24 protein-coding genes are annotated in these 25,958 nt (G+C 71.2%); 7 read left to right on the top strand and 17 right to left on the bottom strand.

Annotated elements, in window-relative coordinates:
- Positions 1-838: 838 nt before the first annotated feature.
- The 3 genes from rplT to infC all read right to left on the bottom strand — a co-directional run bounded on the left by rplT (position 839) and on the right by infC (position 2,401).
- A complete protein-coding gene (gene rplT / locus ACIBK0_RS07215; RefSeq protein WP_054236131.1) occupies positions 839-1,222 on the bottom strand; it encodes a 50S ribosomal protein L20 in 384 nt (127 codons plus the stop codon).
- Between the two features lie 95 nt (positions 1,223-1,317).
- On the bottom strand, positions 1,318-1,512 hold the full coding sequence (gene rpmI / locus ACIBK0_RS07220; protein ID WP_007829094.1) for a 50S ribosomal protein L35: 195 nt from the start codon (positions 1,510-1,512) through the stop codon (positions 1,318-1,320).
- A 154-nt stretch (positions 1,513-1,666) separates the two neighbouring features.
- Positions 1,667-2,401 (bottom strand): translation initiation factor IF-3, encoded by a 735-nt coding sequence (gene infC, locus ACIBK0_RS07225; RefSeq protein ID WP_189187911.1) that lies wholly within the window; start codon positions 2,399-2,401, stop codon positions 1,667-1,669.
- A 355-nt stretch (positions 2,402-2,756) separates the two neighbouring features.
- Between infC and ACIBK0_RS07230 the strand changes: the two genes are divergently transcribed.
- Positions 2,757-3,113: a DUF1844 domain-containing protein gene (locus ACIBK0_RS07230; protein ID WP_399076538.1), complete on the top strand. Its 357-nt coding sequence runs from the start codon at positions 2,757-2,759 to the stop codon at positions 3,111-3,113.
- Between the two features lie 30 nt (positions 3,114-3,143).
- Here the strand turns inward: ACIBK0_RS07230 and ACIBK0_RS07235 are convergent, their stop codons facing one another.
- Positions 3,144-3,875, bottom strand: coding sequence for an SseB family protein (locus ACIBK0_RS07235; protein WP_399076540.1), 732 nt, complete (start codon positions 3,873-3,875; stop codon positions 3,144-3,146).
- Positions 3,876-4,024: 149 nt separating this feature from the next.
- Here ACIBK0_RS07235 and ACIBK0_RS07240 point away from each other — a divergent pair, with 149 nt between their 5' ends.
- Positions 4,025-4,990, top strand: a complete 966-nt coding sequence (locus ACIBK0_RS07240) for a serine hydrolase (RefSeq protein WP_399076542.1) — start codon at positions 4,025-4,027, stop codon at positions 4,988-4,990.
- A 63-nt stretch (positions 4,991-5,053) separates the two neighbouring features.
- Here the strand turns inward: ACIBK0_RS07240 and mycP are convergent, their stop codons facing one another.
- Both mycP and ACIBK0_RS07250 read right to left on the bottom strand, forming a co-directional pair.
- Complete coding sequence (mycP, locus tag ACIBK0_RS07245; RefSeq protein WP_399076544.1) at positions 5,054-6,241, bottom strand: type VII secretion-associated serine protease mycosin; 1,188 nt, start codon at positions 6,239-6,241, stop codon at positions 5,054-5,056.
- Positions 6,238-7,191 (bottom strand): hypothetical protein, encoded by a 954-nt coding sequence (locus ACIBK0_RS07250; protein ID WP_399076546.1) that lies wholly within the window; start codon positions 7,189-7,191, stop codon positions 6,238-6,240. The genes mycP and ACIBK0_RS07250 overlap by 4 nt, the downstream gene beginning before the upstream one ends.
- Positions 7,192-7,342: 151 nt before the next feature.
- Between ACIBK0_RS07250 and ACIBK0_RS07255 the strand changes: the two genes are divergently transcribed.
- Positions 7,343-8,008: a hypothetical protein gene (locus ACIBK0_RS07255; protein ID WP_399076549.1), complete on the top strand. Its 666-nt coding sequence runs from the start codon at positions 7,343-7,345 to the stop codon at positions 8,006-8,008.
- A 541-nt stretch (positions 8,009-8,549) separates the two neighbouring features.
- Entirely contained in the window at positions 8,550-9,752 is a 1,203-nt protein-coding gene (locus tag ACIBK0_RS07260; protein WP_399076551.1) for an amino acid deaminase/aldolase, read from the top strand.
- A gap of 232 nt (positions 9,753-9,984) precedes the next feature.
- On the opposite strand, the gene ACIBK0_RS07265 is transcribed toward ACIBK0_RS07260, so the two are convergent.
- From ACIBK0_RS07265 to ACIBK0_RS07285, 5 genes are all read right to left on the bottom strand, one after another.
- Positions 9,985-10,905, bottom strand: a complete 921-nt coding sequence (locus ACIBK0_RS07265) for a DUF2510 domain-containing protein (protein WP_399076750.1) — start codon at positions 10,903-10,905, stop codon at positions 9,985-9,987.
- A 70-nt stretch (positions 10,906-10,975) separates the two neighbouring features.
- Positions 10,976-12,265, bottom strand: a complete 1,290-nt coding sequence (locus ACIBK0_RS07270; RefSeq protein ID WP_399076553.1) for a haloacid dehalogenase-like hydrolase — start codon at positions 12,263-12,265, stop codon at positions 10,976-10,978.
- Positions 12,266-12,292: 27 nt separating this feature from the next.
- The gene (locus ACIBK0_RS07275) at positions 12,293-13,075 is read right to left on the bottom strand and encodes a 3-oxoacyl-ACP reductase (RefSeq protein WP_399076555.1); all 783 of its coding nucleotides are present in this window, start codon (positions 13,073-13,075) and stop codon (positions 12,293-12,295) included.
- Positions 13,072-14,472, bottom strand: a complete 1,401-nt coding sequence (locus tag ACIBK0_RS07280) for an aldehyde dehydrogenase family protein (protein ID WP_399076558.1) — start codon at positions 14,470-14,472, stop codon at positions 13,072-13,074. Before ACIBK0_RS07280 ends, ACIBK0_RS07275 begins: the two co-directional genes overlap by 4 nt.
- 8 nt (positions 14,473-14,480) lie before the next feature.
- A complete protein-coding gene (locus ACIBK0_RS07285) occupies positions 14,481-15,851 on the bottom strand; it encodes a glutamine synthetase family protein (RefSeq protein ID WP_399076560.1) in 1,371 nt (456 codons plus the stop codon).
- A 77-nt stretch (positions 15,852-15,928) separates the two neighbouring features.
- Between ACIBK0_RS07285 and ACIBK0_RS07290 the strand changes: the two genes are divergently transcribed.
- Together ACIBK0_RS07290 and ACIBK0_RS07295 are read left to right on the top strand one after the other, a co-directional pair.
- On the top strand, positions 15,929-16,666 hold the full coding sequence (locus ACIBK0_RS07290) for a FadR/GntR family transcriptional regulator (protein WP_399076562.1): 738 nt from the start codon (positions 15,929-15,931) through the stop codon (positions 16,664-16,666).
- Between the two features lie 116 nt (positions 16,667-16,782).
- Entirely contained in the window at positions 16,783-17,463 is a 681-nt protein-coding gene (locus tag ACIBK0_RS07295) for a gamma-glutamyl-gamma-aminobutyrate hydrolase family protein (RefSeq protein WP_399076752.1), read from the top strand.
- A gap of 170 nt (positions 17,464-17,633) precedes the next feature.
- Here the strand turns inward: ACIBK0_RS07295 and ACIBK0_RS07300 are convergent, their stop codons facing one another.
- Positions 17,634-18,641 (bottom strand): LysR family transcriptional regulator, encoded by a 1,008-nt coding sequence (locus ACIBK0_RS07300; RefSeq protein ID WP_399076564.1) that lies wholly within the window; start codon positions 18,639-18,641, stop codon positions 17,634-17,636.
- A 70-nt stretch (positions 18,642-18,711) separates the two neighbouring features.
- Here ACIBK0_RS07300 and ACIBK0_RS07305 point away from each other — a divergent pair, with 70 nt between their 5' ends.
- Positions 18,712-19,845 (top strand): TDT family transporter, encoded by a 1,134-nt coding sequence (locus ACIBK0_RS07305; protein WP_399076566.1) that lies wholly within the window; start codon positions 18,712-18,714, stop codon positions 19,843-19,845.
- Here the strand turns inward: ACIBK0_RS07305 and ACIBK0_RS07310 are convergent.
- The 5 genes from ACIBK0_RS07310 to ACIBK0_RS07330 all read right to left on the bottom strand — a co-directional run bounded on the left by ACIBK0_RS07310 (position 19,814) and on the right by ACIBK0_RS07330 (position 25,820).
- Positions 19,814-20,548 (bottom strand): helical backbone metal receptor, encoded by a 735-nt coding sequence (locus ACIBK0_RS07310; protein ID WP_399076568.1) that lies wholly within the window; start codon positions 20,546-20,548, stop codon positions 19,814-19,816. The two genes, ACIBK0_RS07305 and ACIBK0_RS07310, sit on opposite strands and share 32 nt — an antisense overlap.
- Positions 20,549-20,794: 246 nt before the next feature.
- Entirely contained in the window at positions 20,795-21,367 is a 573-nt protein-coding gene (locus tag ACIBK0_RS07315) for a helix-turn-helix domain-containing protein (protein ID WP_399076570.1), read from the bottom strand.
- Between the two features lie 250 nt (positions 21,368-21,617).
- A complete protein-coding gene (locus tag ACIBK0_RS07320) occupies positions 21,618-21,797 on the bottom strand; it encodes a hypothetical protein (RefSeq protein WP_399076572.1) in 180 nt (59 codons plus the stop codon).
- A 326-nt stretch (positions 21,798-22,123) separates the two neighbouring features.
- Positions 22,124-24,739: an ABC transporter permease/substrate binding protein gene (locus ACIBK0_RS07325; protein WP_399076574.1), complete on the bottom strand. Its 2,616-nt coding sequence runs from the start codon at positions 24,737-24,739 to the stop codon at positions 22,124-22,126.
- Positions 24,732-25,820, bottom strand: coding sequence for a glycine betaine/L-proline ABC transporter ATP-binding protein (locus tag ACIBK0_RS07330; RefSeq protein ID WP_399076576.1), 1,089 nt, complete (start codon positions 25,818-25,820; stop codon positions 24,732-24,734). Before ACIBK0_RS07330 ends, ACIBK0_RS07325 begins: the two co-directional genes overlap by 8 nt.
- Positions 25,821-25,958: the final 138 nt, after the last annotated feature.

The raw sequence follows: 25,958 nt of genomic DNA on the forward strand, positions 1-25,958 counted from the left end.
GGGTTACGGAGAGTGGTTCAACGCCCGCCGTACCGGGCTGAACCGACGGCGGGGATCTCGTGGACGGAGGGTCTTGCATCTGCCGCCGAGCACAACAGCGGGCTGTCGTGTGCGGCTGCGGCTGCGGCTGCGGCTGCGGCTGCGGCTGCGGCTGCGGCTGCGGCTGCGGCTGCGGCTGCGGGCGAGTATCCCGGCAAGCCGGAGCCTTCAACCTCGGGAGCGACGGGGACCTTCAGCCGCGGCGGCGACCGGAGCCTTCGGCCTCGGTAACGACCGGAGCCTCACCCTCGGAGGCGACCGGAGCCTTCAATCGCGGCGGCGAGCCGGGATTCCCCCGCCTTGGCCCGGGAGTGCGTGGAAATTCCCGCGGCTGCTTCGCCCAGGGCCCGCACCGCTGCGCGGGCGAGCGTCTCCCGCCACGACAGCGGCTGAGGCTTCCCGTCTGCGGTGGGGGTCGTTCCCGCAGTGGCGGGTGAGCCCCTTGCCGCCGACAGCGAGCGCCCTGTGGGCGAGGCTCTTCGCCCAGGGCGGCAGCCGCCTCTTCCCGCCGTGACGGCACTCGGCCGCGCCGGCGGACTCCGGGCGGTGCCGAACCGGGCGGAGCTGCGCAGCGTACGGTCCACGGCCCGGCCGTGGACGGCCCGCGGAGCCGAATCAGCCGCCACCGCGACGCGAGCCGCGCACGGCCCGCGAGGCCGAAACCGAACGTCCGGCCGGGAGAACCGGCCCTCGCACAGCGCAGGGCAGGGCAGCGCGGGCGCAGCGAAAACGCACATGGACCCGCAAGCCGCAAGGCAAGCGGGTCCACAGCTACGTCCGGCTCAAGCCAGCGCGAGCGTCACGCGGCCTTCGGCGCGTTGACGTCCGACGGCAGCGCCTTCTGCGCGACCTCGACGAGCGCGGCGAACGCGCCGGCGTCGTTGACGGCCAGCTCGGCGAGGATCTTGCGGTCGACCTCGATGTTCGCGGCCTTCAGACCCTGGATGAAGCGGTTGTACGTGATGCCGTTGGCGCGGGCAGCGGCGTTGATGCGCTGGATCCACAGCTGACGGAAGTCGCCCTTGCGCTTCTTGCGGTCGTTGTAGTTGTAGACCAGCGAGTGGGTGACCTGCTCCTTGGCCTTGCGGTACAGACGCGAACGCTGACCGCGGTAGCCGGAGGCCGCCTCGAGGATCGCCCGGCGCTTCTTGTGGGCGTTGACTGCCCGCTTGACGCGTGCCACTTGTTAACTCCTTGTAGCGGGGCCGTGGTGGTCGTCACACGGCCCGAAATCGATTGGGTCCCGGTCCAGACGTACGGCGGCTAGGCGCCGGTACGTCACTTGCCGAGAAGCTTCTTGATCTTCTTGGCGTCGCCCGGGGCCATCTCGGCGTTGCCGGTGAGGCGGCGCGTCAGGCGCGACGACTTGTGCTCGAGCAGGTGGCGCTTGCCGGCGCGCTCACGGAGCACCTTGCCGGAGCCGGTGACCTTGAAGCGCTTGCTGGCACCGCTGTGCGACTTGTTCTTCGGCATAGCGCCGTTCTCTCCTCGTCAGTGGCGTTCCGATGCCCGGTCGTTAAACCGGGCACGGTGGAACGTCATGTATGTATCGATTGTCATCCCTGGACGGGTGTCCCAGGACTCCACGGACTCTCGTCCGTGGCTCCCCGGGGCCTTCGCCCTGGGATCAGGCCTCGGCGGAAGCCTCGGCCGGGGCCTCGGCGGTCTCGGCGTCGGTCGTCTCGGCGTCAGCCGTCTCGGCGGCGTTCTGCGAGCGGCCCGGGTTGGCCTTCGCTTCCGCCTTGCGAGCCGCCTGGGCCTCACGGGCCTCGGCCATCGCCTCGGTCTTCTTCTTGTGCGGACCGAGAACCATGATCATGTTTCGGCCGTCCTGCTTCGGGTTCGACTCAACGAAACCGAGGTCCTCGACGTCCGACGCGAGACGCTGCAGCAGTCGGTAGCCGAGTTCCGGCCGGGACTGCTCGCGACCACGGAACATGATCGTGATCTTGACCTTGTCGCCCTGCTTGAGGAACCGGACGACGTGACCCTTCTTGGTGTCATAGTCGTGCGGGTCGATCTTCGGCCGGAGCTTCATTTCCTTGATGACCGTGTGCGCCTGGTTCTTGCGCGCCTCACGGGCCTTCATGGCCGACTCGTACTTGAACTTCCCGTAGTCCATGAGCTTGCAGACCGGCGGGCGCGCGTTCGCGGCCACCTCGACCAGGTCGAGGTCGTACTCCTGCGCAAGCTCCAGGGCCTTGGCAAGCGGAACAATCCCGACCTGCTCGCCGCTGGGACCGACAAGTCGCACCTCGGGAACGCGAATCCGGTCGTTGATGCGGGGCTCGGCGCTGATGGATCCTCCTCGGTAGCACCACACGGCGGTCTGGCGGACAGCCGCGTATGTCTCTGATGACATGTGGACCAACCACCGCGGGGCATGAAAAATGCCCCGGACGATTCACAGGCGGGGCTCCAATGACTACCGGAGCACCGCCGCGGTGAACCGCGGGGCGCGCTCTCGGGCGACTCCACCGTCCGTACGGAACGGTGGTGGCCGCCTGACCGGAGACCCGCCGTCCCGGAGGACGGTCAGGTGGGAGATCGGAGCCTCCACTTGTGGGCCGGGCACGCTGACATATGTCTGTGCGCATCCAGCCGGTCGTTACACAAGGTTAGCAGCTCCCCCGGGGAGGCGCGAACCGGTGTGCACCGGACAGTGCACGGGCCTCCCCCGCACGGAGGCGGGCGCGCCGGGGCCTATCGTGTGAGGCATGAGTGACACCCCTCCCCAGACACCCGACTACGACGCCATGACCCGCGACATCGCCGAGGTCCCCGCGGTCGAGGTGATCGTGACGGTCGCCGTCAACCTGATGAGCGCCGCCGCAGTGAAGCTCGGTCTGACCGAGGAGGGAGACGAGCACAAGGACCTCGACGAGGCGCGCAAGCTGGTGTCCGCGCTGGCCGGGCTGCTCGACGCGAGCGCGACCGAGATCAGCTCCTTCCACGCGGCACCGCTGCGCGACGGCCTGAAGTCGCTGCAGCTCGCCTTCCGCGAGGCGTCGATCGTCCCGGACGAGCCCGGCCAGGGCCCGGGTGAGAAGTACACGGGTCCGGTCTACGGCTAGGGCCTGATCCAAACGACAGGCCTCAGGTCTTCAGGAGCGCACGTACAAGGGCTCGCCCGGCGGCGTCGCCCCGGCCGGCAGCAGTGCCAGGTCGAGGCCGCGCACCAGGCGGGCCCTCAGCGTTTCGTCGGCCGCGAGCCGCTCGGCGACCGCGCGGGCGGTGTCGGCCGGGGCGGCGGACGGGTCCAGTACGAGGGCGAGGGTGCCGTCGGCCGGCCCGGGGCCGAGGTGAGCGCGGAGCACCAGGGGCTCGGCGGCGACCGCGGCCCGTACCGCTTCGACGACGGCCGGGTCCGCCAGCGGGTCGGCGGAGGTACGCCCCTCGGCGAGCGCCAGCAGGGCCGGGCCGGTCAGCTCGTAGGGCACGGGTCCCGCCATGTCCAGCACGATCGTGTCGGCCTTCTCGTGCGCTGCCGCCTGCAGGGCCTGGTGCAGGGGTACGGCGACGGGGCGGGCCTCGGGGTCCCAGCGGGCCAGCGACTCGGTGGAGGTGAAGGCGGGCAGCGCCGTGCGGCTGCCGGCCTTCAGGGTGGGCACGGCCATGTCGCTGGTCTTCTCATGGCGGAGGCCGTTCTCGTCCTCCTCCACCTCGCCGAGGACGGCCACGACCGGCACGAGCAGCCGGGCGCCCTTGAGCGCCTCCAGGACCGGCCGCACGGCGGTGCGGTCCTCGGCCCAGGCCGCGAGCGCCGCCGTCAGTCCGGGGTCGGCGGAGCCGTCGTCGTCGGAGAAGCCGGAGTCGGGAATGTTCTTGTTCGCCACGGTCCCCGACCCTATCGGGGGGATGCTGTTGCGCTTGTGCGGCCCCGGAAACCCCGCGTTGACAGGACTCATGGGTTTCTCAGCCTTCCCTGACACACATCTAACATTCGTCTAACCGCGGGCACAGCCCCGGCACCCAGCATCGCGGGATGGATCGTCACAGAGCCCGCGGGCGCCGCGCCCGACCCTCCCGACGCAAGCCAATCCTCTATACCTTGGTGGCCTCCGCCGTCCTGGTGGGCGGTACGGCGGCCGGAACGGTGTATGTGAAGGCACAGGCGCCCGACGGCTCGGGCCTCGTATCGTCGTCCCCGGCCTCGACATCGTCCTCGACATCGCCGACCGTCAGCGAGGAGGCCTCGGTGGAACCGGTCGCGGACCCCGCGGTGGACCGGGACGCGCTGCTCACCAGGGCGATGAAGGCAGTGACCGTGGAGGACGGCGCGGAGGTGTCGGTCGCGGTTCTCGACCTCGACTCCGGTGAGAGCGCCGCGTACGGCGACGGCACCTTCGACACCGCGAGCATCGTCAAGGTCGACATCCTGGCCACGCTGCTGCTCCAGGCCCAGGACGCGGACCGGCATCTGACGGCCCAGGAGAAGACGTACGCCACCTCGATGATCGAGAACAGCGACAACACCTCCGCGTCCGCCCTGTGGCGCACGATCGGGCAGGCGGACGGCCTCGCCGCCGCCAACCAGCGCTTCGGGCTGACCGGTACGGAAGGCGGGGACGGCATGCTGTGGGGTCTGACGCAGACCACCGCGGCCGATCAACTGACTTTGCTGCGGCAGGTGTTCGGGGACGACTCGGAACTCGGCGAAAGCTCGCGGACGTATCTTCAGGAGCTCATGGGTGACATCGCCACCGATCAGCACTGGGGGGTGTCGGCCGCGGCCGACGGCTCCAAGTGGGCCCTGAAGAACGGGTGGTTGGCGCGCAGCACGACCGGCCTGTGGGACATCAACAGCATCGGGCGGGTCACGCTCGACGGACACGTCTATCTGGTGGCGACGCTGTCGAACGGCAACTCGACGAAGGCGAAGGGGATTTCACTGGTGGAGGCGGCGGCGCAGGCGGCAGTCTCCGCCTTCCAGGACACGGACGACGACTGAGGCCTGCGCCGCCGACAGCCGGGGCGTGCGCCTAGGTGGCGTCCGTCTGTCTCGAAGGCGTCGCTACAAGCCGTACCGGCGCGGGCCCCTGCGGCCGCGCCACAGCAGCACCGCCGCCGCCAGCAGGACCGCGCCGAGGCCGCCCGCGAGGGGACCCACCCAGCCGGAGGAGTCCTCGTCGTCCGCGGGGCTGTCGGGCCCCGAACCGAAGTACTTCTGGCCGTACGCCGCCGAGTGGAGCCCTTCCGGCTTGAGTCGGCCGGCCGCCTTGATCGCGGCGGCGGGGTCGATGAAGCCGAAGCCGCGGGAGTCGTCGTGGCCGCCGGAGGGGGCGTTGCGGGCCGTGTCCTCCAGGAGCTGCTTGATCTGGGCCGGTGACAGGCCCGGGTGAGCCGCCTTGATGAGTGCGACCGCGCCGGAGACGAACGCGGAGGCCGCGCTGGTGCCCCAGCCCTCGTAGTACCGGTCGTCCGGGTCGGCGATGACGACGTCGACTCCGGGGGCACTGACCGTGGCGTACCAGCGACGGGTGGAGAACGAGGCGCGGGTGCCGTACCGGTCGACGGCGGTCGCCGTGATCACGCCCGGGTAGGCGGCGGGGTACGAGACGTGGTCGCCCTTCTCACCGCCGTTGCCGGCCGAGGCTACGACGGCCACGCCCCTCTTCAGGGCGTACTGGACGGCCTCATCCTCGGCGGGTTCGGGGTGGGCGGACTTGGAGTCGTCGCCGAGGGAGAGGTTGATGACGTCGGCGCCGTGGTCGGTGGCCCAGCGAATGCCCTCGGCGAGGGCGTTGCCACGGGTGCTGCGGGCCTTCGTACGGGCGGAGTCGCCGTCTTCGAGGATGACGCGGACGGGGAGGATCTTGGCCTCGGGGGCGATGCCCATGACGCCGTCGGCGTCCCCCGCGCCGTGGCCGTGACCCGCGATGATGCCCGCCATGGCGGTGCCGTGCCGGGCCCAGGCCCGGTCGCCGCGGCTCGCGCCGAAGCCGACCATGTCCTTGCCGGTGAGGACGTTGCCCGCGAGGTCGGGGTGCTGGGCGTCGACGCCGGTGTCGAGGACCGCGACGGTGATGCCCTTGCCCTTCGTCGTGCGCCAGGCCTCCTGGGTGTGCATCGCGTCGAGGGCCCACTGTTGGGCGCGTATGCCGTCGGCGTGGGCCGCGGTCGGCGGCACCAGGGCGAGCGAGGCGGCCAGCAGGACGCCGAGGAGCCCGGCCCTGCGGGTCGGTCCGGCCTTGCGGGTCATGACGGCTTCTCCGTGGCCGAGGTGACGGTCTTGCGGAGGCTCCGCTCCACGCGGTCGGCGAGGCCCTGTGCCTCGTGCCCGAGGCCCGCCTGGGCCGGCGCCGTGGTCGCTCCGGGCTTCATGGCGTCGGCGGCGGGCTGCGGGGCGGTGACGTTGCGGCCGTCGGCGAACCCGGAGACCGCGTAGACGATGACAGGGGCGTCGGTGAGGACCGACACCGTCCAGGAGGCACGCTGGGCGTCGCCGAAGTCCTCGGCGTCGGTGCCCTTCGCGGCGTACGGGCGGGGCATCAGGTCGGTGCGCCGGTCCAGGCCCTCCTTCTGGAAGCGGGCCTTCAGCGAGGTCATGGCCGCCGCGTCCGCCTTGGTGAACAGCAGACCGACGGTGGTGACATGGCTGCGGGTCGCGTCCGCGTACGTGGCGCGCAACAGGCGCAGGCAGCCGACCGGGGCCAGTGCCTTGCGCAGGAGCGGGTCGAAGGCGTCCTTGCAGCCGCTGTCGGGGGCCACGGCGATACGGGTCCAGGTGCGGTCGGCGCCACCGGGGCCCGCGCCCACGCCCTGCACGGTGGGCGGGAAGAGCTGGTCCACGGGCACGCTGTGCCAGAGCTCACCGGCCGCCGCGAAGGCGTTCCGCGAGCCGGCCTCGTCCGCGCCGTCCCCGGTCAGCCAACTCCCCGTCGCCGCACCGCCGATGAGGCCGAGTCCGAGCACGACGCAGGCCGCGGCTGCCACGACACGGGGCCGGGTACGGCCGCCGAGCGGGCGCAGCCGTGCGGTGTCGTCGTCGTACGTCTCCGGCTGCGCGAACGACACGAAAGGGCGCTCCACGCTCGGGGTGTTCGACGGGGGTGCGGGAACCGGGGCCGGGGCGACCGCGGATTCGGCCGGCTCCTCGGCCCGGATGGGCCGCAGCCGCCGGGTCGTCTCCGTGGGCCTCTCCTGGGGCACGGCGGCACGTTGGTGAGTGGATGCCGGGGGTGCGTCCGGGAACCGCGCGGAGGCCGCGGGCGGGGGCGGAGGCGTCGCACTCGACCGCGGCTCGGGACGCAGTTCGGGGAACCGCCGGGCCTCCTCCGGCGCGGAGGACCGCGGGGCACGCGTGAGCTGCGTCGCCGACGTCGATGTATCGGACGTATCCGACATATCGGCCGAAGAGTCGAAGAAGTCGAAAGACCTCGACGGCGAGGGCACTCGCCCCGCACGGGACATCGCGCCGACACCGGCCGCCCGAGGATCGTCACCGTCCGCCGAGGGCGCACCGAAGTCCTCCCCCGCCGAAGGCGGCTCCGCCGGGCGGGGCGGAAGCGACGGGGCATCGCCCGACCGCGGGACCACGCGCCGCGACGCGTCCACCGGCCGGGACGACGAGGCATCGCCGGTCCGCGCGGCGGCGGGGCGGAACGAGGACGGCGCTGCGTCGCTCGCCGACGTCGGCGCCGTCGCGGGGCGCGGCGGAACCGACGGAACATCACCCGACACCAGATCCCGAGCGCGGGACGACGAGGCCTCGCCGGAAGGCGAAGCCGTCGGACGGGGCGGTAGTGGCGCGCTGCCGCCCTGCAGCGGATCCCGCGAGGGGCGCGGCGGGGCACAGCCCGGGGGCGGGGCGGTGGGGCGGGGCGGCGCCAGGGGCTCTGCCCACGAGACGGCCTCGCCGCGCGACGGGGTTTCCCCCGGAGTCGCCGCCTCGCGCCGTGCGGCCTCGGCCCGCGAGGCGACTTCGCCGAGCGTCGACGGCTGTTCCGGCGCCGCAGGCTGGTCCTGACGGGGCGCGCTCGACGGGGCGGGCCAAGCCGACGGGCCGGTGGCACCGGACCGGCCGGGCGAAGCCTGCGGGCCGGACGGGGAGGAGGCACCGGACGCAGTCGACGCGTCGGGCAGCGGCGACGTGCCCGACGAAACAGACGTGCGCGCCGGAGCCGCCGCGCTCGGCGGTGGCGTGGTGTCCGGTGGCGTGGTGTCCGGCGGCGGCGAGGCGGGGGGCGTCGTCGGGCGTGGGGGAAGGGAGGCGCGGCGCGCTTCCGTGCTCATGCACCCCCCGTTTCCTCGTACCCGGGCCGACGGACCGCCTCGGAGCTCGGCGGGGCCGTTTCACATGCGTGGAAGGGAACCCCGCCACGGGCACGCATACCCGCACCGGTGGACCGTCACCCCGGGCAGGGCCCGCCGGGGCAAGGTCGTTCCTCCCTGCGTGCGCGTCACTCTACGGGTTGACCCCGGCCCCGAGGGAACCAGTCCGGGGCCCCGGGGCATCTGCCCGGAACGTCCCCCTACCCTGCGGTAATCGAGTCTGGCAGGCTTCGGTCATGACTGCCCGCGCCGCAGACAGGGCCCGCTACGACCGGGCCACCGCACACCTCGACGCCCCCGTCGCGATCGTGGACCTGGAGGCCTTCGACGCGAACGCGGACGATCTGGTCCGCCGGGCCGCCGGCAAGCCGATCCGCGTCGCCAGCAAGTCCCTGCGCTGCCGCGCCCTGCTCGAACGCGTCCTGGACCGGGACGGCTTCGCGGGCATCATGTCCTTCACTCTGGCCGAGTCCCTGTGGCTGGCCAGGTTCGGCTTCGACGACGTGCTGCTCGCCTATCCGTCGGCGGACCGCAAGGCGTTCGCCGAGCTGACCGGTGACCCCAAGTTCGCCGGCGCGGTGACCGTCATGGTCGACGACCCGGCCCAGCTCCGTCTCATCGACGAGGCCCGGCAGGGCGGCACCGAAGTCGTGCGCGTCTGCCTGGAGTTGGACACCTCCCTCAAGCTGCTCGGTGGCCGGGTCCGGGTCGGGGCCCTGCGCTCGCCGCTGCACTCGCCGGCCCAGGTCGCCGAGATGGCCCGCGCCGTCTCCCGGCGGCCGGGGTTCAAGCTCGTCGGGATCATGGCTTACGAGGGCCATGTCGCGGGCGTCGGCGACGCGGTCGAGGGGCGGCCGCTGCGCTCGCGTGCCGTCCGGCTGATGCAGTCCACCGCTCGCAAGGAGCTCGCCCAGCGGCGCGCCGAGGTCGTCCGCGCGGTTCGGGCCGTGGAGCCGGAGCTGGAATTCGTCAACGGCGGCGGCACCGGCAGCGTCCAGCACACCGCCGCCGAGGACGCGGTCACCGAGATCGCGGCAGGCTCGGGGCTCTACGTGCCGCGGCTCTTCGACAACTACACCTCGTTCACCGGGCGTCCGGCCGCGCTGTTCGCCCAGCCCGTCGTGCGCCGGCCGGGCGTCGGGGTCGTCACGGTCCTCGGCGGCGGCTACCCGGCCTCGGGCGCTCCCGGCCACGACCGGCTGCCCGTCCCCTACCTTCCCGAGGGGCTGAAGTACGACCCCCAGGAGGGCCCCGGCGAGGTGCAGACACCGCTGCTCGGCTCCGCCGCGGACGATCTGCTCATCGGTGACAAGGTGTGGTTCCGGCACGCCAAGGCCGGCGAGCTGTGCGAGCGGTTCGACACGCTCCATCTGGTGCAGGGCGATGAGGTGACGGCCGCGGTCCCGACGTATCGCGGGGAAGGACACACCTTCCTCTAGGGCCGGTCATTTGGATCAGGCCGGATCAGGGAGCGGGCCTTGGCGCGTGCAGCGGCAAGGCGGAGGAGGGAGTCGACGCGATGGGGGTCCCCCCGCGCGAGCGAAGCCGAGCGTGGGGGAATCGGCGAGTGACGACAACGCCGCAGATGTGCGTGCAAAGCCCCGCGAGCCCGGCCCGATCCAAACGACCGACCCTAGGGCCGGTCGGGCCTAGGGAGCCGGTCCGGCGGCCTCACTGCGACGGGCCGATGCTGCTGCCCACACCCCCGCCCGTGTCCGCGTCGCCCAGCGGCCGGATCCCCTTGGTGATCTCGTCCATGTCGGACAGCGGTGGCCCGTCGGCGCCCGCGTCGAAGGCGAAGCGGACGATGACGAGCGACTCCGAGCCCACACTGGACGGGAAGGCCAGCGACTCGACGTAACCCCCGGGCCCCACCCCCGTCCTGACCTTCCAGCGCACGAAGTACCCGGCGCGCCCGGCCACGGCGACCGAGCCCGCCTTCACCATCCGGTGGGACTTGATGCCCTTGTAGGGGCGGCTGTCGACGAGGTCACGGTCGTAGGCGCTGTTCGCGGCATCCTCTATGTCCTGCTGGGCGAGGACCCGGGGGGACTTCTCGTCGTTCGCCGTGACCGTGCGCGAGATGACCCGGCCGTGGCGGCAGAGGCCGGGGTCGCCCGGGCAGTCGTACGTACCCGGAGTCGTCATCACGACGTCGTCCTCGGCGACGTACTGCGGTCTGGCCCAACCGTCGAGCAGGGGCAGGGTGATGCCGTTGAGCTCGTCCACGACGACGGACGGGTCGTTCGTCGAGGGGGCGGACGTGGACACCGAGGGCGACGGGGTGCCGGTCTCCGGCGGGGCAGGAGACGCGCCGCTCGGGGTGGTCTGCGCCGCCGCGTCGCCGTTGCCGCCGTCGCGGCCGAGCAGGACGGCGCCCGTGACGATCGAGGCGAGGAGGACGACCGCGGCCACGGTGAGCGCGACGGCCTTGGCACGGCCGGAACCGCCCTTTCCCGGCGACTCCGGCTGCGCCAACGGCGGTTGGGGCACCTCGGGCTGGCGCCGGTGGTCGGTCCAGGCGGTCCCGTCCCACCAACGCTCGGTGAGGGGGTACGAGGGGTCGCGGTACCAGCCGGGCGGTGGCGTCATGCTCATCCCGGCACTCTAGGGCGAGCCCCGAAGCTCGGTACACGGTGCTCGGTACTTGGTGCTGAGGTGCTCAGTGGACGGCGTCCTCCTGGTCGGGCACGATCGAGCCGTCCGCCTCGCGCAGGGGCCCCTTGCTGCCATCGGGCGCGTTGTAGGCGCTCGTCGAGCACGGGTAGGGATCCCTCCTGCGCGGCAGCGGGTCGATGAACATCGGGTTGATCACCCAGCGGCCGTCGGCGTCGTCGTAGGCCCGGCACATGAGTTCGCTCTTGTTGCGGTTGAGGACGAGGTGCGCGCCGGTGGCGTCGCCGACGAAGGTGACGTCGGTGTCGGCATCGCCGGCCGCGATCGCGGGGCGGTGGCGCCGGTCCTGCCGCTGCCAGGCCGCGGCGCCGCGCACACCGTAGATCTCCTGGTTGATCCAGCAGCGCTTCCCGTCGATGTACGGGATGGCCTCGCCGCGGTTCACCGGTACGTCGCCGCAGCCCTGGTTCCAGGTGGTGATGCGCCCGTGCCGGTCGAGGACCGAGCGGATCGCGACGGTGTGCCGTGCGTCGATGCCGACGCCGCGCGACCAGACCTCGGTGACGGGTTCGGAGCCCGCCGAGACGATGTAGACGTCGAATCCGGCCCTTTGGAGCGTACGGATCAGATCGCGCTGCTGGTCGTAGTAGCGGACGTACGCCGGGAGGGTGTGGGTGCCGAGGGTCCGTGTCGCGCCGACGGGCGCCGCGAGGGCCTCCGCACGGGCCCGGCGGGCGTACGAGGTCAGCTCGGGAATCGTGTGTCCGGCGAACAGCTGGGGCACCCAGGCGTACTGCGGGACGGTGCGCCGGTGGTTCCAGTCTCCGGCGAAGGCGGCGGCGCCGCTCATCGTCCTGCCTTCCGCGCGGATCTCGAAGATCTCGTCCGTGCAGCGGGTGTTCGTGGCGGTGGGCAGCGGCGCGCCCACGGGTACGTCCGTGCCACAGGCGGCGGTGAGCGCGGTGTCCGCCGCGTCGGTGAGCCACTTGCCGGTAGCCTTCCAGCTCGCCGGGCGCAGGATCTTGTCGTGCCGCAGGGCCCAGGCGAGGGTGGCGTCGGTGACGTCGTTCTTGGTGACCGTGTTGTCCCAGTCGAAGGCGGCGACCACGGGGGTCCTCCCTGCTCGAGCCGGACCGAGAGCTTGGGGGAGACCACCGGTGTGTCCGGTGCAGGTGCCCCACTCGTCGATCGCCTGCTGGAGCCGGGCGCGATTGTCGCCGTACCAACTCCCGGACAGCCGTGGGCAGTTCGTGCGGAGGGACGAGTCAGCGGGTGGCGCGGCCGCCAGGGCGGCGGCCGCGACCAGGATCCACGCGAAAACGTGACGGTATCGCATGAAATGTGGACGGTATACCCGGGCGACCTACAGAGGCGTGACGTACGCGCCCGAGATTCCGCCGTCCACCAGGAAGTCGGTGGCGTTCACGAAGGAGGAGTCGTCGCTGGCGAGGAAGGCGACCGCCGCGGCGATCTCGTCGGCCTCGGCGAACCGCCCGACGGGGATGTGCACGAGCCGTCGCGCGGCCCGCTCCGGATCCTTGGCGAACAGCTCCTGGAGAAGCGGAGTGTTGACCGGCCCGGGACACAGGGCGTTGACCCGGATGCCCTCCCTGGCGAACTGCACACCCAGTTCGCGGGACATGGCCAGCACACCGCCCTTGGAGGCCGTGTACGAGATCTGAGAGGTCGCCGCGCCCATCCGGGCCACGAACGACGCCGTGTTGATGATGGAGCCCTTGCCCTGGCGTTGCATGTAGGGGATCGCGGCCTTGCAGCACAGGTAGACGGAGGTCAGGTTGACCTCCTGGACGCGCTTCCAGGCCTCCAGGCCCGTCTCCAGGATGGAGTCGTCGTCGGGCGGCGAGATGCCCGCGTTGTTGAAGGCGATGTCGACGGAGCCGTAGGTGTCGTACGCCGTCCTGAAGAGCGCCTCGACCTGCTCGGGGTCGGTGACATCGACCTTCACGAAGGTTCCACCGACCTCCTCGGCGGCTGCCTTGCCGCGCTGCTCGTCCACGTCGCCGCAGACGACGCGGGCGCCCTCGGAGGCGAGTCGGCGCGCGGTGGCGAGGCCGATGCCGCTGCCGGCGCCGGTGATCACGGCGGTGCGGCCGACGAGACGGCGGCAGATACTTTCTTCGGTCACTGTGCGGGGCCCTCCGTGCTGATGAAGACGTTCTTGGTTTCGGTGAAGGCGGTGAGGGCGTCCGGGCCGAGTTCGCGGCCGATCCCCGACTGCTTGAAGCCCCCGAAGGGGGTCCAGTAGCGGACGCTGGAGTGGGAGTTGACGGACAGGTTCCCGGCGCGGACGGCACCCGACACCCGCAGTGCCCGGCCGACGTCGCGGGTCCAGATGGAGCCGGAGAGGCCGTACGACGTGTCGTTGGCGAGCCGGATCGCGTCCGCCTCGTCCTCGAAGGGGAGGACGACGGCGACGGGGCCGAAGACCTCCTCCACGGCCACGCGCGCGTGCGGCTCGACGCCGGTGAGGACGGTCGGCGGGAACCAGAAGCCGGGGCCCTCGGGGGCCTTGCCTCGGATGCCGGGCGCGTCGGCGGCGACGTAGGACCGTACGCGCTCCAGCTGCGCCCGGGAGATCAGCGGGCCCATCTGCGTCTGCTCGTCGGCCGGGTCGCCGACGAGGACGGACTCGACGGCCGGGGTGAGAAGCTCGAGGAAGCGGTCGTAGGCGGAGCGCTGGACGAGGATACGGGTGCGGGCGCAGCAGTCCTGGCCTGAGTTGTCGAGGAAGGACATGGGGGCGGCGGCCGCTGCGGCCTCGATGTCGGCGTCGGCGAAGACGATGTTGGGGCTCTTGCCGCCGAGTTCGAGGGTGACCCGCTTGAGGAGGGCCGACCCCTTCGTCATCACCTGTTTGCCCACGGTCGTGGACCCGGTGAAGACGATCTTGGCCACTCCCGGGTGCTCGACGAGGGCGTTGCCCGCGACGGGTCCCGCGCCCGGCAGCACCTGGAACAGGTGCTCGGGAAGGCCGGCCTCCAGGGCGAGTTCGGCCAGGCGCAGTGCCGTCAGGGGTGTGGTCTCGGCAGGCTTGAGGATCACCGAGTTGCCGGCCGCGAGTGCCGGTGCCGTGCCCCACGCCGCGATCGGCATCGGGAAGTTCCAGGGCGCGATGATCCCCACGACGCCGAGCGGTTCGAGGATCGTGACGTCCAGACCGCCCGGCACCGGGATCTGGCGGCCGGTCAGCCGCTCCACTCCCCCGGCGGCGTAGTCGAGCAGATCACGGACGTTGCCCGCCTCCCATCGTGCGTTGCCGAGTGTGTGGCCCGCCTCGCGGACCTCCAGCCGGGCCAGCTCTTCGAGGTGTTCGTCCACGACGACGGCGAAGCGGCGCAGCAGCCGGGCGCGCTCGCCCGGCGCCAGGGCGGCCCACCCGGCCTGCGCCTTCGCAGCCCGTACGACGGCGGTGTCGACGTCCTGCGGGGTGGCTCCCGGGACGGTGGCGATGACCTCTTCCGTCGCGGGATTGAGTACCTGGAGCTCGTACGGTGCGGCGTACTGCTCGGACTGCTCGGACAAGAAGGGCCTCACATGCGTTCGAAGGAGCGGCGCAGCTCCCAGTCGGTCACCGCGGCGTCGAAGGCTTCGAGCTCGACGCGCGCCATGTTGCGGTAGTGCGCGACCACCTCGTCACCGAAGGCGGCCTTGGCGATGGGGCTGTTCTCCCAGAGCTCGGCGGCCTCGCGCAGCGTGGTGGGCACGTGCTCGTACTCGGAGGCGTAAGCGTTACCCGCGCACGGCTCCGGCAGCTCCAGCTTCTGCTCGATGCCGTACAGGCCGGCCGCGACGAGTCCGGCGACGGCCAGGTGCGGGTTGACGTCGCCGCCGGGGAGCCGGTTCTCGAAGCGCATCGAGCGGCCGTGGCCGACGACGCGGAGGGCGCAGGTGCGGTTGTCGTATCCCCAGGCGACGGCGGTCGGCGCGAAGGAGCCGGGCTGGAAGCGCTTGTACGAGTTGATGTTGGGCGCGTAGAGGAGCGAGAAGTCGCGGAGCGCGGCGAGCTGCCCGGCGAGGAAGTGGCGCATGACCTCCGACATGCCGCCCTCGTCGTGGGAGGAGCCCGCCATGACATTCGTGCCGTCGGCGTCCGCGAGTGAGAGGTGGATGTGACAGGAGTTGCCCTCGCGCTCGTTGTACTTCGCCATGAAGGTGAGCGAGACGCCCTCCTGGGAGGCGATCTCCTTGGCGCCGGTCTTGTAGATGGCGTGCTGGTCACAGGTGACCAGCGCCTCGTCGTACTTGAACGCGATCTCGTGCTGGCCGGGGTTGCACTCGCCCTTGGCGGACTCGACGGTCAGCCCGGCGGCCTGCATTTCGTTGCGGATGCGGCGCAGGAGCGGCTCGATGCGTCCGGTGCCGAGGACCGAGTAGTCGATGTTGTACTGATTGGCGGGCGTCAGGCCCCGGTACCGCGCGTCCCAGGCCTGCTCGTAGGTGTCCTTGAAGACGATGAACTCGAGCTCGGTACCGACCTGAGCGGTGTAGCCGAGCGCCGCAAGGCGGTCGAGCTGGCGGCGCAGGACCTGGCGGGGCGCGGCCACGACCGGGGAGCCGTCGTTCCAGGCGAGGTCGGCGATGAGCAGGGCGGTGCCCTCGTTCCAGGGGACGCGCCGCAGGGTGCTGAGATCGGGATGCATGGCGAAGTCGCCGTATCCCCGGTCCCAGGAGGACATGTCGTACCCGTCGACCGTGTTCATCTCGGTGTCGACGGCCAGGAGGTAGTTGCAGCCCTCCGTGCCGTGCTCCAGGACCTCGTCGAGGAAGAAGCGCGCGGCGAACCGCTTGCCCTGGAGTCGCCCCTGCATATCGGGGAAGGCCAGGACGACGGTGTCGATCTCACCGCCCGCGACGAGGGCGTGCAGCTCCTCGACGCCGAGCGGGGGTGTGCGGTCTGCCACCGGAAAAGCCTCCTTGGGTCAGCCGAGAGCCATAAGGTATTGCCGAGAACCATTGCTTGGGAAGGGGGCACGACCGGATGACGCAGACGGAACCCGACCGCGGGGTGGACGACCGGCTGACGCCGGTACTGCGGCCGGTGCGGGCGGGCAACGGTTTCGAGGAGGCGCTGGAGCAGATCCTCCAGGTCGTCCGGCTCGGCCTGGTCCCCGGCGGCGAACGGCTGCCCGCCGAGCGAGAGTTGGCGGAGCGGCTGGGGATCAGTCGGGTGACGCTGCGCGAAGTGCTGAAGGTGCTTCAGGATCAGGGCCTGGTCGAGTCCCGGCGCGGCCGCTACGGCGGAACGTTCGTGCTGCCGAGGAGCGACGCACCCGGCGAGCAGGAGCTGAGGCGGCGGATCGCCGAGGTCGACATCGAGGACGTCCTGCGCTTCCGTGAGGTGCTGGAGGTGGGCGCGGCAGAGCTGTGCGCCACGCACGGGCTCGACGACGACCGGGCCGGCCGCCTGCGCGAGGCGCTCGCCTGCACGCATGACGCGCCGCTGGCCGACTACCGGCGCCTGGACACGATGCTCCACCTCACCCTCGCGGAACTGTGCGGCTCCCCGTCGTTGGCGGCCCAGTACGCCGCCGTCCGCGCTTCCGTCAACGACCTCCTGGACTGCATCCCCCTTTTGGTCCGGAACCTGGAGCATTCCCAGAGCCAGCACACCGCGCTGGTCGAGGCGGTGCTCGACGGGGACGCGGACGGTGCGCGGGAGATGATGCGGGAGCACTGCGCGGGGACTGCGGCGCTGCTGCGGGGGTTCCTGACGTGAGCCGGATGTGACGCGGGCCGGGGGTTGCTCTTTCCGCGTCCACGCCGCAAAGGTATGAGCGCATTCCATTAGACCCGGTAGACCTGTTTGATCCGAGGGAGAGCAGCGTGGGCAGCGTGGGCAGGCCGCTGATCGGCGTGAGTACGTATCTGGAGTCCGGGGCGCGTTGGGGTGTGTGGGAGCTGGAGGCGGCGCTGCTTCCGGCCGGTTACCCAAAGCTCGTGCAACGCGCGGGCGGGCTCGCCGCAATGTTGCCGCCGGACGATCCGGCGCGGGCGGCCGCGACCGTCGCCCGCCTCGACGGGGTGGTCGTCGCGGGCGGCCCTGACGTCGACCCCGCTCGCTACGACGCCGAGCGCTCCCCGCGCACGGGGGCGCCCGCGCCCGAGCGCGACGCCTGGGAACTCGCCCTGATCCAGGCCGCGTTGGCCTCCGGCACGCCGCTGCTCGGCATCTGCCGGGGTATGCAGCTTCTGAACGTCGCCCTGGGCGGCACGCTCGTTCAGCACATCGACGGGCATGTCAAGGACGTCGGGGTCTTCGGGCACCACGAGGTGTCGCCCGTAGCGGGCAGTCTCTACGCGGGCATCGTGCCGGAGTCGTGCGCCGTGCCCACGTACCACCACCAGGCCGTGGACCGCCTCGGCGAGGGGCTGGTCGCCTCGGCGCACGCCGGGGACGGGACCGTGGAGGCGATCGAACTTCCCGGCTCCGCCTGGGCGTTGGGGGTTCAGTGGCATCCGGAGATGGGCGAGGATCTGCGGGTCATGCGCGCACTGGTTCGCGCCGCTTCGTGAGCAGTCCGGTGCGGGAGGGGGGTGGAGGGTTATTCGCCCCCGCCACCCCTACCCATTCCCGTACCGGGGGCTGCACCCCCAGACCCCCCTGGAAGATCGCGCAGTTCCCCGCGCCCCTGACAAGGGGCGCGGGGAACTGCGCTTAGGGGCGTAGCGCTCCCGCCCCGGTGCTACACCCCACGCGTCAGCGACAGCAGGTCGCGGGCCGGGCCCGTGGGGCGATGACCCGTCGGCCAGACCGCGCGGAGGGCGCGGTCGAGTTGGACGTCGGCCAGCGGGATGGTCACCAGGCGATGGGCCGAGAGCTCCTCACCGAGGGCCAGCTCGCTGAGGACGGCGGGTCCGGCACCACTGACCGCGGAGGCCTTGACCGCCGTGGTCGAGGAGAGCTCGATGAGCGGGCGGGCGAGACCGCCGAGCGCCGTGTCGAGGACTTGGCGCGTGCCCGACCCCTCCTCGCGAAGGATGAGCGGCGTAGCCGCGAGTTCCGCGGCGGACAGGGGCGAGCGGCGACGCGCCCATGGGTGCCCGGGCGACGTCACGACGATCAGCCGGTCGTGAGCGATGGTCGCCGAGTCCAGGCCAGTCGGAACCGAAAGGCCCTCGACGAAGCCGAGGTCCGCCTCGCCGGCGAGAAGACGTTCCGCGACGGCGGCGGAGTTCCCGGCGAGCAGCGACACCGCCGTGTCGGGCCGCTGCGCGCGCAGCGCGATCAGCCAGCCCGGGAGCAGATACTCGGCGATCGTCATGCTCGCGGCCACCCGGAGCCGCGAGTCCCGACGGTCCCGCAACGCCTGTGCTCCCGCGTCGAACGCCTCGGCCGCCTCCACCACCCGCCGCGCCCAGTCCGTGACCAGCGCTCCCGCGTCGGTGAGCCGGGACCCGCGCGGTGAGCGGTCGACGAGCGCCACCCCGAGCTGCCGCTCCATGGAGCGGATACGGCTACTGGCCGCCGGCTGGGTGATGCCGAGCTCGCGTGCTGCCCGCCCCAGACTCCCGAGGCGTGCCACGGCCAGCAACAGCTCCAGCGCGCCCAGATCCGGCACACGGTGCGCGATCCCGATCCCGATCGAGGCCGGCTCCTCGCCCCTGCCCCCGGCCGGCCCTGTTCCGACCGCTCCTGCTCCGGCCGGCCCTTTCCCGGTCGCCGCCTCTGCCGCCTCTTCCGTCTTGCTCATAAAGCCAGCTTATGCCCTCATAGAATCAGGCTCCCTGGTGGGCGGCGCATCACCGCGCGACCGTGGACACATGGTCACCGCAACCCAGCCCCTCACCCTCCAGAAGGCGGGTACCTCCCGCACGACGGGAACCCCCCGCGCCGCCGCCGTCCGGCACCTCGGGCCGAACTGGTACGCCTCAGTGATGGGCACCGCGATCGTGGCGACGGCGGGGGCGGGGCTGCCCGGGCACGTGCCGGGTCTGCGGACCGCCTGCACGGCCGTATGGGCGCTCTCGCTCACGATGCTCCTGGTCCTGCTCACCGCCCGTACCCTGCACTGGGCGTACCACCGCGACCAGGCCCGCGCGCACCTCCTCGATCCGGGGATGGCCCCCTTCTACGGCTGCCTCTCGATGGCTCTGCTGGCCGTCGGGGGCGGCGCCCTGGTCGTCGGCCAAGACTGGATCGGGACACGAACGGCGGTGGCCCTGGACTTCGTCCTGTTCGGCATCGGCACCGCGACCGGACTCGTCGCCGCCGTGGCCGTTCCGTACCTCATGGTCGTCCGCCACCGCATCGAGCCCGGCCAGGCCAGCCCCGTATGGCTGCTCCCCCTCGTCGCCCCCATGGTCTCCGCGGCTCTCGGCCCCCTGCTCGTCTCCCATCTCCCGACCGGGCAGCCGCGCGAGACCCTGCTCTTCGCCTGTGTCGCCATGTTCGGGCTGAGCCTGCTCGCCGTCCTCGTGATGATGCCGTTGATCTTCGCGCGACTCATCACCACCGGTCCGCTGCCGCTCGCGCTCACCCCGGCCCTGTTCCTCGTGCTCGGCCCGCTCGGCCAGTCGACCACCGCCGTCGGCAAGTTCGCGGACTTCGCGCCCGGCGTGGTGCCCGCCCCGTTCGAGCAGGGCTTCAGCACCCTCGCCGTCCTCTACGGCGTCCCCGTGATGGGCTTCGCGCTGCTGTGGCTGGGACTGGCCGTCGCGATGGTGCTGCGGGCCCGCCGCCGCAGCATGGGCTTCGCGATGACCTGGTGGGCGTTCACCTTCCCGGTGGGGACCTGCGTGACCGGCGCCGAGGTGCTGGCCCGGCACACGGGACTGGTCGCCTTCGAGGTGCTCGCGGTCGCCCTGTACGTCCTGCTCGTGGCCGCCTGGTCCGTGGCCGCCGTCTGCACGACTCGCGGTCTGGTCAGCGGCGAGCTGCTCGCAGCGCCTCGCTGAGCAGACGGGGCGCCTGCGCCAACGAGGGTCCGTACCACGTCAGTTGGCGACCGTCGACCAATGCGCAAGGCACGCCCCCGAAGGCCTCGGGACCGTCGTCGGCGGTGAAGCGGTACGGCTCGTCGGGCAGGACCACCAGATCCGGGTCCGCCGCCCTGAGCTCGGGAAGCGGGATGCGCGGGTAGCGGTCCTCGTGGCGCGCGTACACGTTGTCCACGCCCAGCCGGGCCAGCACGTCCCCGGCGAAGGTGTCCCGGCCGAGGACCATCCAGGGCCGCCGCCAGATCGGCACGATCGCGGTCGTACGGCGGTCGGGAGCCGGCAGGTCGGCCCACGCCGTCTCCGCCTCCTCCAGCCAGCGCGGCCGGTTCGCCGCCCCGCACACGGCCAGCACCCGCTCCAGTTCACGGAAGGCACCCGGCACATCCCGCACCTCGGTGACCAGTACGTCGATGCCCGCCTGCCGCAAGGCCGTCAGATCGGGCTCGCGGTTCTCCTCCTCGTTGGCGACGACCAGGTCGGGGGCGAGCCGCACGATGCTGTCGACCCGGGGATTCTTGGTGCCCCCGATCCGTACGACCTCAAGATCCGCGGGGTGGCTGCACCAGTCCGTCGCGCCGACCAGGGCACCGGGCACGGAGACGGCCACCGCCTCCGTGAGCGAGGGCACGAGCGACACGACGCGAGGCAGGGAACGCGTCATGGCTGTACACCCCAAGTCGTGTGACAGCAGCTCTCCAGGGCCTCGAAGCGCCCGCCGACGCGCTCGGAGGTGTCGTCGTAGGCGTAACCGGGGGTGCCGGACATGGCGTCAGTATCGCAGTGCGGCTCGGCGAGCATCCGTCACGGAAGGGTCAGCGCCACCCGAAGGTGTACTGGGCCTCAACGGAACGCTCGGTACCGCCCAAGGGTGTACCGGCTCTCATACGTTCCGGCCCTGCGAGCGTGGTCAGCGCCTGCCGTGCCGGTCCTCCACCGCGTCGATGTGGTCGGCGACCTCGACGACGATCACCCGGGTGTCCGGCACGGTGGCCCGCCACCGATGGCGCACACCGCCCGTCAGATACAGCGTGTCGCCGCGTCCGAGGCGATGAGCGCGACCCTCCGCCTCGACCTCGACGGCGCCGTCGGCCACGTACATCAACTTGTCGTTGCGGTGCTGGAGTTCGCGCCCCTCGTCGTGGTCGCCGGTGAACTCGGTGGCGTGCAACTGGTGGTGACCGCGCACCAGGGGGCGCACCCGGGCCTCGGGGGTGAAATCCGCGCCGTCCGCACGCACCACGTCGACGCTGCACGCCGGGTCGGCGGCGGCGAGCAGCTCGACCGCGGTGGTGCCGAGTGCGTCGGCGACTCTTTCCAGGGAACTCCTGCTGGGCCGGGCCCGCTCGTTCTCGACCTGGCTGAGAAAGGGGACCGACAGGCCGCTGCGCTCGGCCACGACGGCGAGGGTGAGCTCCAGTGCCCGGCGCCGCCGCCGGACGGCCGCGCCCACCCGAAGGGGCTGTTCTTTGTGGTCGCCCATCGCTCCGGCTCCCTCCCTTGCGTCGTCGGTCCGCTGAATCTTCGGTTTCTTGGGTCCACTACTTCTGATGAGTTGTTTGCACCCTACGCATGTTCGGCAAACCGTTTCATGCACCCGTCACATCGCTGACACGTCGAAGGAGCGCGAGGGTCACAGTTCTCGCCACTGCACGAGCTGCCCCGATTCCCCGGGCGCCGCCCCGTCGCGCGGCACGAAAGGGCTGACCAGCGGGGCCGGGCGCCCGCCCGGATCAAAGAGCAGCATTGTCGGCGGGCGGGCGAAGGCCCGGCTGCCCCCCGCGGGTGCACGACGTCAGCCGGTCGGGCCCGGCGTGCCGGGTCGTGAAGTATCCCAGCGTGGCGTGGAGTTGGCCGTCCGTGTCGCGCTCGGCCCGGTAGCGGCCGGTGAGTTCGACCGTGCCGTCGTGCACGGAGGTGAGGTCCGGGGTGCCCCTTGGCGCAGCGCGGGAGGGTGCGCGGGGCGTGTACGCGCGGGTGGCGTCGCCGGACCGGAGGGCGCCGAGACGACGTAGCCGCGTACGGCGATGTGGTTGTCCGGATCCTGCTCGTACGCCAGTGCGCAGCCACCGGCCCCGTCGGGCGCGAGTGCGGCCCGGCTGGGAAGCATCGGATGGCCCGGGGCGCGCCTGCGGGTTCTGCTTCACCGCACAGGAACGGCGGATTTCGCTGCGCGGTGCGCTTCGCGCGCCTGCGTGGGCGGTCGGTTTCGAGACGGACCGCCCACGCACGCGTGGTCCTACTGCGGAGTCATCCGCTCCACCATGTCCGGGTGCTCCTTCAGCCACGCGGCGACGGCGTCCTCCTCGTGCCCCTGCCCGCGCTGCTTGATCTCGCTCTCCAGGCTGCCGAGTTCGGCCTCGCTCATCCTGAAGTTCTTGACCCACTTGGTGAGCTGCGGATACTGCTCGGGGAACTTCTTGCTGGAGATGGTCCGGATCGTGTTGCCCTCGCCGAACAGCTTCTTGTCGTCCGCGAGCTTGGTGAGCTTGTACTCGCTGTAGGCCCAGTGCGGGGACCACAGGACGACGGCGACCGGCTGCTTCTTGGCGTAGGCGCGCTTCAGCTCGGCCAGCATCGCCGGCGTGGAGCCGTCGACGACCTTGTACTCCTTGTCCAGCCCGTACCCCGGAAGCACCTTCGTCTTGAGGAGGTTCATCTCGCCGGTGCCCGGCTCGATGCCGATGATCTTCCCGCCGAAGGTGCCGGACTTGCCCTTGAGGTCGGCGAGGGACTTGACGTCCTTCACATACGAGGGGACGGCGATCTCCAGGGAGGTCGGCTGGTACCAAGTGCCGAGATCTCTCAGGTCGTTCTTGTGCTGGTCCCAGTAGTTCGCCTGGGCGTAGGGCAGCCACGCGTCGAAGTTGAGGTCGAGGTCACCGGAGGCCAGACCCGTGTAGACGGGGCCGACGTCCATCTGCTTCAGGTTCAGCGTGTAGCCGCGCCGGGCCAGGACGTTCTTCCACAGGTAGGTGACGGCGACGTCCTCGTCCCAGGGGAACCAGGCGACGTCCAGCGCGCGCTTCGCCTCGGCCGGGGCGGCGGCCGCGGAGCCCTTGACCGGGGCCAGCTTGTCGACGACGCCGGGGTTCTTCTTCAGCCAGGCGCGCACGGCGTCCTGCTGCTTGCCCTTGCCGGCCTTGTTGATCTCGGCTTCCAGGCCGGTGAGTTGCTTCTCGGTCATCCTGAAGTCCTTGAGCCACTTCCCGACGACCGGATTGTCCTGGGCGAAGCCCTTGCGGGAGAGCGTGTGCACTCCGTCGCCCTTGCCCCAGGCGCCCTTCGGGTCCTTGAGCTTCTTCAGCTTGTAGTCGCTGTACGCCCAGTGCGGCGACCACAGGGTGACGACGATCGGCTCCTGCTGGGCGTACGCGCGCTTCAGCTCGGCCAGCATGGCGGGCGTGGAGCTGTCGACGACCTTGTACTCCTTGTCGAGGCCGTACTCCTTGACGACCTTGTTCTTGAGCAGGCTCATCATTCCGGCGCTGGACTCGATGCCGGTGATCTTGCCGCCGAAGTCGCCGGCCTTGCCCTTGAGGTCCTCCAGGGAGTCGATGCCCTTCATGTACGCGGGCACGCTCAGCTCCAGCGAGGTCGGGCCGTACCAGGAGCCCAGGTCTTCGAGCTGCTTGCCGTACTTCTTCCAGTACTGCTCGTGCGTGGTCGGCAGCCAGGAGTCCGTCTCGAAGTCGATGTCGCCCTGGGCGAGGGAGGTGTACAGCGGACCCGCGTCGAACTGCTTGGTGTCGACCTGGAAGCCGCGCTGCTCCAGAATCTCCTTCCACAGGAAGGTGGAGGCGACGCCTTCGTCCCACGGGATGTAGCCGATGGTGACCTTCTTGCCCTGGCCGACGTTCTCGCCGTCGGCCGCGGTGGACTCTCCGTCGGCGGAGCCGAAGATACCCATCCCGCCGGCGACCAGGGCGAGCACGACCACACCGACCATGGCCACGACGGGCCGGGGGCGGTAGGACCAGATCTTCAGGCCCTGCGCGGCGCGCAGCTTGGCGGCGGCGCGGCGGCCCAGCGGGGAGACCTGGGTGCCCAGGGCGCTGGTCATGCGGTCCAGGTAGATGGCCAGGATGACGATGGCGACGCCCGCCTCGGAGCCGAGGCCGACGTTCAGCTGGCCGATGGCCTCGTTGACGTCGCCGCCGAGGCCTCCGGTGCCGACCATGCCCGCGATGGCCGCCATGGACAGGCCCAGCATGATGACCTGGTTGACACCGGCCATGACGGTGGGCAGGGCCAGCGGGAGCTGGATGCGCAGCAGGGTGTTGCGGGGTGTGGTGCCGAACGCGTCGGCGGCCTCGACGAGTTCCTTGTCGACCTGGCGGATGCCGAGTTCGGTCATGCGGACGCCGGGGGCCAGCGCGAAGATCAGGGTGGCGACGATGCCCGCGGGGGCGCCGGTGCCGAAGAACAGGATCGCCGGGATGAGGTAGATCATCGCGGGCAGCGTCTGCATGAAGTCGAGCACGGGGCGGACGATGCCGCTGACCCGGTCGGAACGCGCCGCCCAGATGCCCACGGGCACGGAGACGACGAGCGCGATGATCGTCGCCACCAGGACGAGCGAGAGGGTCACCATCGCGTCCTCCCACAGTTCGAGGGAGTCGATGAAGGCGAAGCCCACGAAGGCGAGGACGCCGGCGGAGGTGCCGCGCAGCCAGAACGCGATGACCGCGAAGATGCCCGCGAGGAGGAGCGGTTCAGGGGCCTGGAGGACGGCGTCGATGCCGTCGTAGGTGCCCTGGAAGACGGTCTTGAAGAAGTCGAAGAGCCACGCCATATGGTTCAGCAGCCAGTCGACCGTGTCGTTGACCCAGTCGCCGAAGGGGATCCTAGGCACCGGCCTTCACCGCCTTGTCGCGCTGGTCGCGCGGGCTGGCACAGCCTTCGGGCGCGCCCTGCTCGTCGCCGAGGAAGCCGACGAGCCGCTGCCGCGGGACGACTCCGACGAGTTTGTGGGTCTTGTCGAGCACCGCGACCGGGTGCGACAGGCGGGCGCTGAGGGCGCACAGGTCCACGAAGGAGGTGCCGGGGGTGGCGGTCTCGCAGGAGCAGTCCGCCTCGTCGCCGCGTACGTCCGTGTCCATGACGGCCCCGGCGGTCAGTACGCGGGAGCGGTCGACGTCCTGGGTGAAGGAGGCGACGTAGTCGTTGGCCGGGCGGACCAGGATGTCCTCGGCGCTGCCGATCTGCACGATGCGGCCGTCGCGCATGACGGCGATGCGATCGCCCAGCCGCATCGCCTCGTTGAGGTCGTGCGTGATGAAGACGATGGTCTTCTTGAGCTTCTTCTGAAGCTCGATCAGCTGGTCCTGCATGTCCCGGCGGATCAGCGGGTCGAGCGCGCTGAAGGACTCGTCCATCAGCAGCAGATCGGCGTCGGTGGCGAGCGCTCGGGCCAGGCCCACGCGCTGCTGCATTCCGCCGGACAGTTCGTCGGGCCAGGACTTCTCCCAGCCCGCGAGCCCGGCCAGTTCGAGGGCCTTGGTGGCGCGTTCCCTGCGCTCGGCGCTCGGCACGCCCTGGACCTCCAGGCCGTACGCGGCGTTCTCCAGGACGCTGCGGTGCGGGAAGAGCGCGAAGTGCTGGAAGACCATGCTGATCTTCTTCGAGCGGACCTCGCGCAGTTCGGGGGCGCTGAGCGCGGTCAGGTCCTGGCCGTCGAAGCGCACCTGTCCGGCGGTCGGCTCCAGAAGTCCGTTGAGCATCCGCAGCAGCGTGGACTTGCCGGATCCGGACAGGCCCATGACGACGAAGATCTGGCCCGGCTCCACCGTGAAGGAGGCGTCGATCACCGCGGCGGTGGTGCCGTCGGCGCGCAGTTCCTCACGGTCGGCTCCTTGCCGGAGCCGTTCCACCGCCTGTTCGGGTCGTCTCCCAAACACCTTGTACAGATGCTCGGCCTCTAGCCTGGCTGACACGTGTGCCTCTCGTTGGACGCTTGGACCGAGGCGAACGGTTGAATGAACAACAGGATTCGCCCCGGTGCCGCGCCTGCCCCCGCTTACGCGGAGCAAACACAGGAGTGGTCCAGGTCACTGTCCGTGGCGCATGTCGTC

It is taken from the genome of Streptomyces sp. NPDC050564 (assembly GCF_044457265.1).
GTDB lineage: Bacteria > Actinomycetota > Actinomycetes > Streptomycetales > Streptomycetaceae > Streptomyces.